At 63.3% G+C, this 14,509-nt stretch carries 9 protein-coding genes; 3 read left to right on the top strand and 6 right to left on the bottom strand.

From position 1 onward, the window contains the following. Nucleotides 1-64: 64 nt before the first annotated feature. The gene (locus ABC969_RS07270; protein WP_345864020.1) at nt 65-466 is read left to right on the top strand and encodes a hypothetical protein; all 402 of its coding nucleotides are present in this window, start codon (nt 65-67) and stop codon (nt 464-466) included. 56 nt (nt 467-522) lie between these two features. Here the strand turns inward: ABC969_RS07270 and ABC969_RS07265 are convergent, their stop codons facing one another. From ABC969_RS07265 to ABC969_RS07255, 3 genes are all read right to left on the bottom strand, one after another. Then, a complete protein-coding gene (locus ABC969_RS07265) occupies nt 523-1,422 on the bottom strand; it encodes a hypothetical protein (protein ID WP_345864019.1) in 900 nt (299 codons plus the stop codon). A gap of 1,239 nt (nt 1,423-2,661) precedes the next feature. Next, nucleotides 2,662-3,312: a hypothetical protein gene (locus tag ABC969_RS07260; protein WP_345864018.1), complete on the bottom strand. Its 651-nt coding sequence runs from the start codon at nt 3,310-3,312 to the stop codon at nt 2,662-2,664. 104 nt (nt 3,313-3,416) lie between these two features. Continuing rightward, nucleotides 3,417-3,980, bottom strand: coding sequence for a recombinase family protein (locus tag ABC969_RS07255; RefSeq protein WP_345864017.1), 564 nt, complete (start codon nt 3,978-3,980; stop codon nt 3,417-3,419). Nucleotides 3,981-5,218: 1,238 nt separating this feature from the next. On the opposite strand from ABC969_RS07255, the gene ABC969_RS07250 reads away from it, so the two are divergent. Together ABC969_RS07250 and ABC969_RS07245 are read left to right on the top strand one after the other, a co-directional pair. Next, nucleotides 5,219-7,678 carry a hypothetical protein gene (locus ABC969_RS07250; RefSeq protein WP_345864016.1) on the top strand — a complete coding sequence of 820 codons (2,460 nt, stop codon included), beginning with the start codon at nt 5,219-5,221 and terminating at the stop codon, nt 7,676-7,678. 169 nt (nt 7,679-7,847) lie between these two features. Next, entirely contained in the window at nt 7,848-8,090 is a 243-nt protein-coding gene (locus tag ABC969_RS07245; protein ID WP_345864015.1) for a hypothetical protein, read from the top strand. Between the two features lie 287 nt (nt 8,091-8,377). On the opposite strand, the gene ABC969_RS07240 is transcribed toward ABC969_RS07245, so the two are convergent. The 3 genes from ABC969_RS07240 to ABC969_RS07230 all read right to left on the bottom strand — a co-directional run bounded on the left by ABC969_RS07240 (nt 8,378) and on the right by ABC969_RS07230 (nt 13,744). Continuing rightward, entirely contained in the window at nt 8,378-8,575 is a 198-nt protein-coding gene (locus tag ABC969_RS07240) for a hypothetical protein (protein WP_345864014.1), read from the bottom strand. A gap of 412 nt (nt 8,576-8,987) precedes the next feature. Continuing rightward, nucleotides 8,988-9,809 (bottom strand): response regulator, encoded by an 822-nt coding sequence (locus ABC969_RS07235; RefSeq protein ID WP_345864013.1) that lies wholly within the window; start codon nt 9,807-9,809, stop codon nt 8,988-8,990. Further along, nucleotides 9,806-13,744, bottom strand: coding sequence for a GAF domain-containing protein (locus ABC969_RS07230; RefSeq protein ID WP_345864012.1), 3,939 nt, complete (start codon nt 13,742-13,744; stop codon nt 9,806-9,808). Before ABC969_RS07230 ends, ABC969_RS07235 begins: the two co-directional genes overlap by 4 nt. Between the last annotated feature and the right edge of the window lie 765 nt (nt 13,745-14,509).

The raw sequence follows: 14,509 nt of genomic DNA, 5'->3' as shown, positions 1-14,509 counted from the left end.
CCGCGCCCCAGAGGACACATATACCCCAGCGAAGCCGACCACCTTCGGCGCGGGGGATTGCACGATGGAACAGATAGCCGCACCGGAGGCTTCGCTGACCGAACGGGAACAACATTTACTCGGCCAGCTCGAAGTAGCTTCCGAAGTGATACAGGACGCTATCGGGCGTCGCGCTCCCCTACGGCGAGCAATGGTCTTTCTGTCGGTAGCGAGCTACCCAGGAATCTCCCAGCTCGAAGTCGCGAACCAGGTGGACGGACCTGCGTCAACCATCCACACGGACCTGCAGGCCCTGGCGGAGACCGACAGGCACGGCAGGCCCGGCAGGAAGCTAATAGAACGCTACCGGGAAGCCCCTTTCGGTTCGCGGTTCCTGTACAGGCTCACTGCGGCTGGAGAGCGTGTGATCGAACGCCTGGAGAATGCGTTGCCCGATGAGCCGGATGTCCTGACAGCGGCGCACTGACGCCCTATCAAACTTGGTAGCAGTGCAGGTGTGAAAAGAGGAAATCTCTCATACCTCTAAGATGCCGGTCCCGAGCCAACGGAGGCCAGCAGGTCCGTCGCATCCTTCTTTTTACGCTGACGGTAAGCGCCATGGACGTCGATCACGGTGTAAGATTTTGGCTCGCCGGCTTCATACTCTACCAATACATCAACCTTAAACGGTTGCCGAAATGGATTAGATGATCGACCGACCATCTTTTTCTTTAGATCTTCAATAGTTTTAGCAAAATAGACAGCCAAGGGCTTTTCCGTTACAGATCGAATTATTCCGCGATCAGCCGTCTTCCCACTTGCCTTAGCTGGTCCAGTATTGGTCTGTTGTAGACTTAGCACAACTTTTCTGAGCAGTCGTGGCTGCGTCTCATCCAGCGATGTCTCAGGAATAGCCACAAGTTGCTCGGTAGCGCGACCTGCATTCACGGCTATTCGGTCGATCTCGGTCGACCCGTACGAAACCTCAAGCTCTACCGTGCGCTCCTTTGATCGACTCCGGTACTTGATGTGCGCGACGTCCAATCGACTCCCTTGGCGGCCCGCTAGGGGCTTTACGAGAGCTGCTATATCCGCTGCAACGTCGCGGTCATCGGACTGAAGTGGCACCGTGACGGCTCCGTCACCGATCCCGGCAAAAGCATTTAATCCGTCACGAAGCCTCTTCACGAACTCAGCGACCTCAGTGGATCGTGTTGCAAATTCGACCGCCTGTCCCATGAACGGCACAAATGGTGCCAGCAGAGCGACGATACTGCCCTTACGTATTTCAGCTATTGCAAGGTGTGCACCCGACTTTGACTCTCTTACAAACAGCCTATCTAAAGCCTTGAAGCTGTCGGCAAGCTCAGCGAGTGGAATGGCATCCCGAGTATCAAAGACAAATTCGGCAACGTTCTCGGGTAGGTCGGCCTCGATCTTCACGCCACTCTCCTTACTTTGCGTAAACATGCCCGCGAACTTGGTGATAGAAAAGCGGAGACTGGGATAGCGCCGTGTTGCGTGTAGCGATTCCCCGCTTAAAGCCCGGTGGATTCAGCCCAAAGCTGCAGCCGAGTTATGGTACTCGTATGCTGTGTGTCCCTCCCGGCCATCACTTCGCAAACCAGTGGAATGGGCCCGAAGGGAAGAGTAAATGAATATTCCCGTCTATCTAGCATCCGGCTAGGCGGCACGCCTCTTGATCTGGACTGCGAGCCTTACTGGGGACGGCTTCCCCGTCGACGCTTCGACATGGGCTCGGAAGGCCACTTTTAGCGCGCTACTAGCGCCCTCTAACGCCGGATCGGGATGAACCCGGAAGCCCGAGGGCCATGCGCCCCGCACCGAGGGAGAGGAGTATGGCAGCACGCCAATCTCTACGATGGCTGAGGCGATAGGTAGGCTCCCGCGCGACGTCATACCGGGCGTCTAATGCTGCGCCCCTACCCGATCCGCGCGACAGTCGTGCATGACTGCTCCCACGTCCAGATAAGGGGGAACGCTTTCCCATGCGCAGCCTTCCACTGAGCCGCGTCTTCCGATGTTACGTGAAGCGTAACCTCAACAGCTCCGCTCAGCCGATCCAGACTGAAAAACCGCATGGTGCCGTTCTCGCTGTAGGATGACGCCTCCACAGACCCCTCAGTCACCTTCAGGTGATCGAAGGTATTGCCGCTCCCAACCGCAGGACGGATGCCCCCGCCAGCAAAGTCAACGATCCAGCTCTGCGGCACAGAGACAATCGCAAATACCATGCCGCCTTTCCAAATGTCCGCAAGGTATGCGTCTCGACTGGCAGGAGGCTTCGTGTACATCTCATAAAGAGAATGTTGCGGCCCAGATATTGTCTCACATTTTAGGTACAAAGGTGCCGACTGAGGCGAACCTATCATCGCAGCGAGTCCTACGGCCATCATTGTATTTAGCATAGCTTGTCCCCCAGTTACCCTTGTAGGACACCCGCTTCTAACAAGCGAATAGCGGACGGACGATCGTCAAAAAGGGTCCGCGCAATACCGGACTTTCCTCGGTGGCGGCCTGGATTGTAAAACAGAGGTATCAAAAACAGGGAGTTGGGATTAACAAAACCTCAGGACTTCCGCGCATTCACGCCCGCCGCTGTTACCCATGACGCCCAAACTTAACAGTCACCGTTCGAAAAGCTCGCAGTTCCGCCAGTTTCTAGATGTCCAACCCCTCGACGGCCTCGACGTTCCCGGCAGTCTCCATGTCCCCTAATGCGGCCCGCATGCTGTCGAGGAAGAACGCCCGGCTGACCGGGTCGGACATTCGCCCGTAAAGTCCCTCCAGGCCCTTCAAGTTCTTCCGAGCCGTCTCGCCCACTCGGTCCTGCGCGGCCTCCCGTGCCCGTCGCTCGGCTTCTCCGGGCTCTAGTTTCTTTGCGCCCTTCAAGCCCGCCAGGCCCATCCGGTCCCGATAGGTCATGACGGTGACGTGTGAGACGATCCCACCCAAGGCCCTCGACACTTCCCGGTGTGACAGCTTGGCGCTGGCGGGGTCTTTTAGGAACATCTCCAGTGCCCGCCCCTTCGACTTTCGGTCCCCTAAGGGTCGTCCGTGTCCCACATTGGCCGTCGCGGCATAAGCGCTCGCCTGGGCCCAGGTCATCCGCGCCACGAAGGCCGCAATCGTCGTCCTGCCGTTCCGCTCCGCCGCCGCCATACGCAGCCTGCCGTCAAGGACGTACAGCGCGGGCCCTATCCGGGCGACGCGTACAGGCGGGAACTCAGCGCCTGCCCGCAGCGCCTGGGCCGCGTCCAGCACTGCCGAATGCTTATGCTCCCGCACGGTCAGTTCGGGGACGTCGGTCAACTCAGCTATCGCCAGCTCTTCCGCAGTCCATTTAAGTTCTCTCGCCACGTTAGGTCTCTCTCGGTTCGGCATCAGGCAGGAAAGGGAATGGTAGAGGAAAGAGATCAGGCACCATCGGGCTCGGCAGTCCCTAGGACCCTGTAGACCGATGCCCTGCCGATCCCCAGGCGCTTCGCTATCGCCGCAGCGCCAACGCCCTCCGCCCGCAATGCCTGGACTTGGGCGGCGTCCACGGTCGGCTTCCGCCCTTTGTAGACCCCTGCCGCCTTAGCTTTGGCAATGCCCTCCATCTGCCGCTCGCGCCGCAGGGCCGTTTCGAACTGGGCAAACACCCCCAGCATTTGCAGGAACGCCGTGCCTGCCGGGCTAGACGTATCAATCGGTTGCTCTGTGGCTCGCAGGAACGCCCCCCGATCCTTCACGGTGGCCACAAGGGCCTCCAGGTCCGCGACGGAGCGAGAGAGGCGATCAATCCGCGTGACCATCAAGGTGTCACCTGCCTGCAGGAACCCCAGGATCGTATCCAGCTCCGCCCGCCCCGCCATCGTCGTGCCGCTCTTCTTCTCCGATCGGACGATGGTGCACCCCGACGCCCACAGGGCCGCTTCCTGAATCGTGCAGTCCTGATCGTCCGTTGAGGCCCTGGCGTAACCGATGATGCTTGCCACAGTGTAGGTGTCCCGTCTCGTTAGGGTCTAGATGACACCTAAGTGAGCGTCTCGCTGCCCTAAGTCAACCCTATTAAGACGGAGAATGTGTCTCGCCTCCATGTCCCGCTCAGGTATACCTCAACGGGACGGCGAGGCACGGCCTGGGCCGGTGGCACGGCCTGGGCCGGTGGCACGGCAGGTCCCACGATCGCACCGCGACGCCGCCGCTGTAGTACACGAATAACACACTAAAACGCTTTCCAAATGTCACCGGAATGTCTCCGACACGATCGGCAGCGTCTGAACCGAAGCCAATGCCATCAATCCGCCCCAGGCCCTACCAGTCCCTACCGCCCCCGCCCCGGTGACAGGCCGCCCCGACTGGACCGTCTGCCGAACCCCAGGACTTCCGCGCTCCGCAATGGCCCTTTGTGTTTTGGGTCCCTCCCGCCCCACCGCCTGGGGACCCGCTGGCCTCGCTGCAATCCGGTTCGAAACAGGCGGCTTCGCTCGACCGCCAACGCCACAACTCGGACCCTGATGCACGCAACGGGTCCCCAGAAACGCTGCAGAGCTGCCCGATTATTTCACCTTGGGCACCATACGGCTCCAGGGTTCCATCCGGGCAACTTGGGTCCCATCTGCCCCCGCAGGGTCCCATCCGGTCTTAGCGGGCTCCCGCCGCTGACTTAGTGCTACCTAATGGGCATCTCCGCATGAGCCCGCCACAGTAGGCAGCGCTACATCGACCAATGTGGAGGGGTAACTCCTTCAGGAAGCCCCAAAGCCTCGACCAGAACAGTGCCTATGTCGGCAAGGTCCACGCAGGCGTCCATGTCTAAGACACCGCCGCATTTAACGACCAGCTCTTCAATCGACATCATCACGACGTGGTAGCTTTCCAGGGGGGTACGATGGGCCATCGGCTGGGCATGACGCTCCCTGACCGATAGTCAAGATCGTGATGGGTCGGTACAGCCACTCCTTAGTGCCCCCTTATGTACATCACCCGTCCGGCCCCGGCCCGGCAGGCTTTAGTCCCCCCTAATGTAGACGGGCGCGGTCAGATGCTTGGGAAGACCCCAGGCCAGCCCCCCGTTTGCATTCGCCCTCCCCGCCTATCCGCCTCGCTCCTACAGTGCCCGCTAGTCTGCAGGAACGCTGCGTAACGATGGGCTGGGAGGCTCCGGTGGCGGCCCCGTGCACACGGGCTGTCCCCACGGCGTCTAGCGGCGCTCCACCCAAGAGAATAATCAATGTCCGATCCCACAAGGATCAAATCCAATATCGCCTCCATGATCGACCAGGGAGCGACCGAGGCCGAAATAGAAACCTACATCGCCTCGGAGAATACCACCGCCAAGGACCTCCGAGGCGGCAGGATGTCCGCAGATGATGAGGCGCTCTACACGGCCCTGGCGCAGGACCCTCGGTCCACCGCCGACTCCTTGCAAGGCTTCGCCCGCTCGCGTGGCTTTGACGTGACCGACGCCGACGCCCAGGCCTTCATCGCCGCCCGCGACCGCAACCCCGACGTGGGCGGGTCTGTCCTGTACGAGCCCGCAGAGGCCCCCGCCGTCCCCGAAGGCCCCAGCGAGGAACTCAAAGCCCAACCAAACACCGCCTTCCAGACCGTCTCAGCCACCGCTGGCGAGTTCATGGACGGCCTCATTCCAGGGTCCAGCAAGTTCCTAGCAGGCTCTGGCGGGGCCCTTGGGAACACGATCGGGGCCGGTCTTGGCATGACCGATTGGCATCCCGGCCAAGCCTATGATGAGGGAGCAGCCGACAGCGAACGCGACCAATCCCGGCTGGAGGCTGACCATCCCAACATCGCCAGCGCGGCAGGTTGGGCGGGGTTCGGTTCCAGCTTCCTCCTACCAGCCGCCAAGGTCTTCCAGGGCGGCAAGCTCCTAGCCGGTGTCGGAAATGGGGCTCTCAACGGGGTTCTGTACGGCGTAGGCACGGGAGCCCTCAACGATACCGGCGAGGGCCGCTTAGCCAATGCGGTAAACGGCGGGGCCCTCGGAGGAGTCCTTGGTGGAGTAGCGCCCGTTGCGGCCCGCAAGCTGGGGGACACAATCTCGACGGCCCGGCGTAACATCCCAGGCCTGAATGGGGTCCTGACCGCCGCAGCGAACCTGCCGCGTCGGGCTCTAGGCCAGCCGCTCATTCCCGCCACCGCCGCCGCCCAGGCCCAGGCCGAACGCATCATCAATCGCGAGATGCGGGACGCCACGATCGCGACAGGCGGCGGGACCCGGACCATCCCCGCCACCCCTGCCAGCGTCGCTACGGAGGTCAACCGGCGTGGGGCGCTCTACGTGCCGTCGATGCCAGCCGATGTCAGCGAGCCCCTCCGGGACACCGCCGCCTGGGCACTGCAGGGCAAAGGTACGATGGCCGCCCGCTCCCGTGGCGTGCTTGCAGACCGCCAGGCCCAGACGGGGCCCCGTATCCGACGACACATCACCGACGAACTGGGGCCCACGATCGACCCCATCGCAGAGGTGGAGGCAATCCGCGCCCGTGCCTCGGCAGCTTCCGAACCTGGTTACCGTGCCGCCTATGCCCAGCCGGTGGTGGTCACCCCTGAGATGGCCCGGATCATGCAGACCCCAGCGTTCCGCGATGCCGTCCCCCAGGCCGTCCGCAACATCCGCAATGCCCAGCGGGACCCACGGGCCCTGGGGTTCGCCCTAGACCCGGACGGGAACATTGGCGGAGTGGAGACGCTCTCAACCGAGGGCTTTGACCAAGTCATTCGCGCCATGCGGGACAACGGGCAGGCGGCCATGAACACCTCCGGCTTCCGCCCCGTCGACACGACCAACTCGGTTCACATTAATAGCCGGGCGCGGGACCTTCGCGGGGCCCTGTCATCGCAGAACCAGGCTTATGCCGACGTTACCGCAAACTACGCCGATGAGATGGCATTGAGGGAGGGCCTGGAGCGCGGCGCGGATGTCGGCAAGCTCTCGGGACCGGAGATCGAAGCGCAGCGCCGCGCCATGCCCCAGCCCGCTCAAGAAAGCTGGATGGTAGGGGCTCGCACAGCCTTGGCCGACATGGCCACAAAGGCTAGCCTCCGCCCTACGGCCAACGTCGCACAGGCTGTCAGGTCCCCCCTGGGCCTATCAGGCGCTGGAGTCCTCTCCTCCCCTGGAGATGCTGCCAAGCAGACTGCGATTGAAACCATGTCAGGCCGCCCTGGGGTCCTCCGCAGCCTAGACGACCGCCTTGGAGCCGAGGACGACGCCTTCCGCACCTTCGCCGCCGTCGACCGAGCGGGCCGGTCTGGCGGCGGCCTGGAGGAAACAGCGGGCCATCTCGGCACGATGGTGGACGTCGCTCGCAAAGTGGCCACGGGCCGCCCGTTCTCGGCTCTCGCCACCGCAGCGCTTCGTGGGAACCCTAAGGGGACGCTCCGGTTCAGGCGGGACGTCCAGGACCACACCGCCGCCATCCTGACAGCCAGCTCGCCCCGCGAAGTCCAAAGGGCGATGGGGGCACTGTCGAGCCGCCCAGTCACCGACCAAGCAAAGAGCGGAGCCCTCTACCAGCGGGCCGGAAAGCTCGCCGCTATCGGCACGATCCAGGCGGCAGGCCAGAGCACCGACCCCGTCGCTTGGGAGGAGCCTGACACAGACTCCCTGGAGGCCCCATACAGCTTCGAAGAGGAGCTGCGGGCCCCCATGTACCGCCGCGCCCGGTAGGCGACTCTACGGCCCTCTCAGGCCGCCTAAACAACCCCTCGCCTCCCCATGTCACCGCAAGGTCACTTAGGGAGCCGCAGGGGTTCTTTTTCGATCTAGAGACTACAGCGCCCCGCCCCGCCGCCTCTCCCTACTGGACCCTGAGGCCGCCCCCGTTCACATTATGCGCATGCGCGGAAAGCCCTCCTTCATCGTCGCCTTGCGCGAGTTCACCCTGCTGAACGAGGCGGATGCCCCAGGTCCCGCCAAGGTCCTGCTGGAGCGGATCGAGGCCTATCGGAAAAACGACATGCTTGGCGGCCCCGAGTGCGCCGCGATGATCCAAGCGATGGCTGTGCTGCAGAAAGCCCTCGGGCTCCGAAAGCTGCCGGATGAGCTGACCGAGACGGCATGGTGCTTCGTAACCTTCTAGGCCCGCCGCCGCCCTACCAGTTTAACGAAGTCATAGTTCGTTAGCGTCAGGCCGAATTCGTGAACGCCTCCAGATACCGTAGCGTCGGCGCGTCGCAAATACTGCCGAGCTAATAGCGGCCACGGCACATAGGCCAGCAAGGATTATGATGTCGCCCCTATCGGCAAAAACCCATTGAACTATGCCCATTCCCGCCCCGCATCTGGTGATGCCCGGAGGCATAAGGTAGGGCGCGTCCACGTCAATCCGCGCCCACTTTATTTCGTCGGCTTCCTCACGGTCTGCCCTCAGCCCAGCCAGGCCAGCATGTCCCGCAGGTCCTCCTCGGTCAGGATGACGCGCTGCAGCCTCCCCACGTCGTCGGGCTGATCTACGGCCAGGATGCCGCCCCCCATGCGATGCACGATGATGCCATCCGATAGCTGCATGACGTCGCACGCAGTTGGCAGCTCAGGAGCAATGATATCGGTGTTGTTATTAGCCATGGAATGTCCCCTCGCCCGACCACGGGCCGCCATCGTCTATGAATCTATTTAGCCGCCATGTGAATCGTAATTCTCACGCTCTCTCAATAATTGCAGTTCCACCAGAGAGTATTATTACACATCTGTAGAATATCCACGATCCCAACATCTATTGTTGCCAGGGAAACAGGAGAGATTAGTAGCTCCTCCAGACTAATGATCCGGGGCTCGGCTTGCGTCTGCCAGCCGCCATCGGTAACGGTACATGGACACGGTACATCACCGCCGTTCGGGACGCATTAAAAGCACGGTTTTCTGCGGTTTTAGGGCTGGGTGTGCCGACCCGCCCTCGGGCACCACTCCTATTATCTGCGGAGGTCCGCAGATAGCGCGAGTGGCCCCTTTGCCTGGCCCGTCCGGACGCCGGCAACCATCAGTTTCTCAATCGGTAGCTGACCTCGTCCCAATGCCGCGGGCCGACGCGGATGCTGGCGCCCGAGCGCGTCACGAGCACCATATGCCGGCCCACCGCGTTGATCTGCAGCACGGCGCTTGGCCGTACGAATGCCGAACGGTGCACCCGCATCATCTGCGCCGGATCGAGCCCCTCCTCCAGCGCCTGCATCGTCACCCGGATCATGTGACTGCGATCGGCCGTGTGGAGCAGCGCATAATCCTTGGCCGCCTCGATCCACTCGATCGTCTCCACCGGGATGCGAATCTCGCCGCGCGCCGTCGGGATCCAGAATTCGGTCTGGTAACCACTGCCCGGCGGCGGCGGCGCACACTGGTCGACACCGTCCTCATCGGCCTCGGGTTCAGGCTCGGGTTCAGGCTGGGGGGCCGGATCCGCGGCCGGGGCGCTGACTGGCGCGGGCACGTCGGCGCTCAACCGGCGCAGCACCGAGCGGATCCGGGCGAGCAATTCACGCGGCTCGAACGGCTTCATGACATAATCGTCCGCACCCAGTTCCAGCCCGACGACACGGTCGATCACATCGCGGCGTGCGGTCAGCATGATGATCCCGAGCGCGCCGTAGCTGCCGCGCAGGCGCCGCGCGATGCTGAACCCGTCCTCCACCGGCATGGTCACGTCGAGCACGACCAGTTCGGGCGTCCGCCGCGCGAGCAGCGCGTCGAGCGCCGCACCACTGCCCGCCTCGTCGACCACCAGCCCCTGTTCGCTCAGATACGCAGCGACCGGCTCGCGCAGATCCTCCTCGTCGTCGACAACGATGATGTACGGACCATTCATGCCAAATCCATTCGTTCGAGCAGGCGGCGCACCGCTTCGGGCGTGAAGGGCTTTTCGAGCACCGGGCGTTGCGCCTCGCTGAAGAAGCGCCCCGCCGATACGCCCAGCGTATCGCCGGTGGCAAAGGCGACGGTATCGACCAGGTCCGGTCGCGTCTCCGCAATCCACGCAAACAGCGCCGGCCCGTCCAGCCCGGGCATGCGCAGATCGCTGATGACCAGATCATAAACCTCCCGTTCCAGTAACGATCTTGCGGCGGCCCCCCCCACCGCGACCACGCACTCGAACCCCTCGATCGACAGGAAATCCGCCAGCGATTCGGCGATCTCCGCCTCATCGTCGATGACCAGCGCATGGCGCTTGCGCGCTGCGATGGTCTGCTGCTGTTCAGGCGCCACCTGCAATGCGGCGTGCGCGTTGATCGGCAACGTCAATCGAAACCATGCGCCACGCTCGGCGTGCCGCACCTCGAGCCGCCCGCCATGCGCCTCCGCCAGACCTTGCGAAAAGGACAGGCCGACCCCGGTGCCATGGCCATGCGCCTTGGTGGTAAAAAAGGGTTCGAAGATGCGCCGCCGAACGTGCGCCGGAATGCCCGGCCCGGTATCGCGCACATCGAGGATGACGGTGCCGGGCTCGGGTCCGCGCGCGGTGGTCAAGGTCAGCGTGCGATCCGCAGCGTTGGCATGAACCATCGCCTGTTGCGCGTTGACGATCAGATTGATGATGATCTGGTGCAGCTGATCCGAATCCGCCAGGATGGGGGGTAACGACGCGGCCAGATCACGCACGGTGACAATGCCATCGGTGCGCAACCCATAATCCGCCAGTTCATGCGCTGCGCTGGTCACGGCATTGAGATCGATCGGCGCATGTTCGGGCCGCTTCTGACGGGCCATGCCGAGGAATGTCTGGACGATCCGCGCGCAGCGATCCGCCGCCCGGCGGATCTTTTGCGCGCGCTCGGCCAGCTCGCTGCCGGCCGCCTGGCGCTCCATCATCACCGCCTGCGCCACGACGATCGACAGCGGATTGTTCAGCTCATGGCTGACACCGGCCAGCAGCGAGCCCAGTGCCGACAGCTTCTCCGCCTGATACAGCGCATCGCGCGACTGCGCGAGTTGCGCTTCGGCGCGCTTGCGTTCGGTCTGGTCGATGGTGAACCCTGCCGTCCGGGTAATGCCACCATTACCCGGAATCGGGAACACGATCGACAGGATCGAGCCGTAGCGCCGTTCGAACGACGGATCGAGATCCGCCTCCACGCTCGCCACCTGCCCGGCCAGCGCGCGACGCTCCAGCTCGTTGACGATCTGGGCGATATCGGGCGGGAACAGTTCATCGGGGTGCTTGCCCAGAAGTTCGTCGAGCGGCCGCCCAATGGCGCGGGCGACCTCTGGATTGACCCGGATATACCGCCCCTCGGCATCCTTCAGATGCATCGCCAAGGGCGCGTTGATCATGAACGCAGCAAGCTGCGCCTCGTTTTCGGCCAGCCGTTCCTCGGAGAGGGCCCGCTCGAGCACGGCGAGCGTGCGATCGGCGACGTCGCGCACCAACTCCGTCTCGGCATCGGTCCAGCTGCGCGGCTGCGCTTGTTGCAGCGACAGCACGGCGACCAGCGCCCCGCCCCGCAACATCGGTACGGTCAGCGCGGCCGTCACGCCGACCGATTCGTACAGGGGGCGATTGCTCTCGTCGAAGCGATCGTCGGCGAACACGTCATTCACTTTGAAGGGCTGGCCAGTCAGGTGATCGGCGATCACGCGCGCGCCAAGTGCGGTCAGCGGAAACGCTCGACCGATCACGCGCACCACCCCTTGCGTCCATTCCTGAAGAACGCACAGCGCGGTGCCGTCTGGTGTCAATTCGGCATAGTTGGCGCGGGATACGCCGAGATGCGAGCCGAGCTGGGCGAGCGTTTCGGACAGGATGGTGCGCGCATCGGTTTCGCTGCGAATGCTATCCGTCCACGCGATCAGGAAGGCCTGGTCGCGTTCGCGCACTTGTAACGCTGCCTGCGCGCGCGCTCGCGCCAGTGCTACCCAGGTCCGTTCCGCAACGTCGCGGATCACTTGTATTTCGCTGTCCCGCCAGCGACGCGGGCGATCAAGCTGCACCGACATGGCAGAGCGCACCATGCCGTCATCGCTCAAGGGAACGCTGACGAAGGCGAGGATTTCCGCGGCGCAATATGCGGGCCGCGCCGATGGTTCGATCCGCGGGTCAGTCGTTATGTCGTCGTAGCGCACGATTTCCCCCGCGACCCATTCCCGCTCGACCGTCGCCCCGATGTCATCCAGCGCGAAATTGGTGCCGGCGATGCTCCTCACGCCATCGCGCCATTCCCCAAGGATCGAAAAAAGCCGTCCTGAATCGTCGCTTTCCGAATAGGTCGCCCGCGTCACCCCAAGATGACGACCAAGCCGTTCAAGCGTTACGTTCATGATCGCGTCGGGCGAAGCTTCGCTGCGCACCGCATCGCTCCAGTCGATCAGAAAGGCCTGGTTGCGTTCGCGTTCCTGCAATGCCCTTTCGGTCCGGGCACGGGCGAGCGTCGCCCAGGTGCGCTCGGCCAGATCCTCGCATAACTCGATCTCATGGCGCAGCCAGCGGCGCGGTGTGGCGTTTAGCGCCGACAATCCGCCGGCCAGCTTCGCGTTCTTGACGATGGGTACGCTGATCGCGGCTCGCACGCCGAGCTGTTCAGCCGAGAGCCGCACGGGATCGTCCAGCGCGCGATTGAGCCTGGCGTTGTCGTCGATCACCACCGTGCGTTGTCGCTTGGCCGTCGCCATCTGCGCGAATGCCCGATCGAGCAGTGGGTTGCGGACAAGCTCGGATGCCCGCCCGCCCGCCGCGTGAAACAACGTGGGTCGATCACTCTCTCCATCATCGGCTTCGCCATAAAGGATATGCGAGATGTCGAGCTGATCTTTCAGGATTTGTGCGAGCGCGGTCAGGATCTGATGTGGATCGGTCAAGTCGCGCGTACGATCGTGAAACGTGCGCAACACGCTGCTGCGCCGGTCGTGCGATTCCGCCTCGCTGAGATCAAGCAGCGTGCCGCACCAGCGCACTACCGCGCCGGCGCTGTCGCGAACGGGTGAGACCTTGCCGAGAAACGGGCGATAGGCGCCGTCCATGCCGCGCATGCGCAGCCGCAGTTCCGCCATCTCTCCCCGCTCACGCATCGCCGCCCACGTTTCGCGTACCAGGGATAGGTCGGCGGGATGGCAAACGCCGGAGAGATCGCCACGCTCCGCCCCCGTGCCGTCGAACATCGCATGCCAGCGCAGATTGGCCCAATGGGCCGTGCCGTCATGATTGCCGACCCAACACAAGCCCGGCATGTTTTCGGCGAGCGTTCGGAACTGCTCCTCGCTTTCGCGCAATCGTGCCGTCAGACGCAGATGACGCAGCGCGCTCCAGATCCGAGCTGCGGTCTGCGCGATAAAGGTGACGTTTTCGGGCGACCAACGCCGCGGCTTGTCGTCGCTGATCATCAATAGCGCGACGAGTTCGCCGTCGTCGATCAGCGGCACGTCGACGAACGAGCGGATTTGCGCCCCCGCCGAGAGCGCGGCTTGTCGCGCGGGGGCCGCATCGCCCACGTCGGGCACCACCACGGTACGCCCGCGCCGATATTCCCGCACAATCTCAGCATCGCTATCAAGCGGGAGGTGCCCGCCAAGTGTCACCCCGTGGCGCCGCGTCCAGTCCAGCCGGATCGAGATCGAGCCTGCCCCGGGCTCGACCTCGCCATAGCCGACCCGTGCCGCGCCCAAAAAGCGTCCCACCGCTTCGGCCGAGATGGCCAGAATGCGCGCCGGTTCGGTTTCATGGCCAAAATGCTTCGACAACCATAGCTTGGCTGCATCGGCGGAGACGAAATCAGGGAAGATAACATCGTCGATACTTTCGAGCCGCGCCATATCGCCCCTCCTGCACGCTGCTTTAGTGTGCAGCGAATCGATCTTCTTTGCGAGAGGGATGCGATGCTCTCGGTCGATCAGCATGTTACTTTCGTCGCAGCTTGGTCGCACCCGTCGCAAGCGCCGCAAGCATCGTAACGCCTCGGCTGCGGCATACGCGGCGCGCAGCCCCGCGCGGATTGACCAGGCAGTGCCTGCTGATCTGCCCCCGTCTTGGCGTCGGTGCTGCGGCCGCCTTAACGGCGCGCCCTGCGGAAACGATGCCGTCTGGTCGCAATCCCGGCGCTGCGGTCGCACGCGAGATGACCCGCCTGCCGGGCGGTGCAAGGAGACAGGCACCGGGAGCCGACCGCTCCCGTCATTGTGTGAGAGAGAGTATCATGACACGAAAAGATCGCTTTTATGAGCTGATGCTGGTTGGTTTCTTAGCCGGGGCGTGCATCTTCGCGCCGCAGATCCGCGCCGCGGAACTGCCCGCCAATGTCGGTTTCAAACGCGCCCCGGGCTGCACCGTGATCGCCCCCCGATCGACATGCGCGCGCCCCTGCAAGCCGCTCCCGTCAAGCCGATCGGCAACCACGTCGGATTTATGATGTCGGTGGGCGCGGGGCGCCGGGCTTTAGTATCGGTAGCCGCAACATTGGTTGCCGTTTGATCCGGCCAACTGGTCGCCCCCCATGGGCAGCGCGGCTGCCCGCCCGGCACTTCACTCCAATAACCAACAACACTTTGCGAAAGGAACCGTACAATGAGGAATTTTGTAGC

Origin of the sequence: Sphingomonas qilianensis, from assembly GCF_039614825.1 — a bacterium.
Classification (GTDB): domain Bacteria; phylum Pseudomonadota; class Alphaproteobacteria; order Sphingomonadales; family Sphingomonadaceae; genus Sphingomonas; species Sphingomonas qilianensis.
The sequence above is the reverse complement of the archived record's forward strand: the minus strand, read 5'-3'. Positions and strand labels throughout refer to the sequence as shown.

What these genes read in the sequence shown, in the direction of transcription:
- ABC969_RS07240 (WP_345864014.1), bottom strand. Translation starts at nt 8,575, where the DNA reads ATGGCTAATAACAACACCGATATCATTGCTCCTGAGCTGCCAACTGCG.
- ABC969_RS07250 (WP_345864016.1), top strand. Translation starts at nt 5,219, where the DNA reads ATGTCCGATCCCACAAGGATCAAATCCAATATCGCCTCCATGATCGAC.
- ABC969_RS07245 (WP_345864015.1), top strand. Translation starts at nt 7,848, where the DNA reads ATGCGCGGAAAGCCCTCCTTCATCGTCGCCTTGCGCGAGTTCACCCTG.
- ABC969_RS07235 (WP_345864013.1), bottom strand. Translation starts at nt 9,809, where the DNA reads ATGAATGGTCCGTACATCATCGTTGTCGACGACGAGGAGGATCTGCGC.
- ABC969_RS07270 (WP_345864020.1), top strand. Translation starts at nt 65, where the DNA reads ATGGAACAGATAGCCGCACCGGAGGCTTCGCTGACCGAACGGGAACAA.
- ABC969_RS07230 (WP_345864012.1), bottom strand. Translation starts at nt 13,744, where the DNA reads ATGGCGCGGCTCGAAAGTATCGACGATGTTATCTTCCCTGATTTCGTC.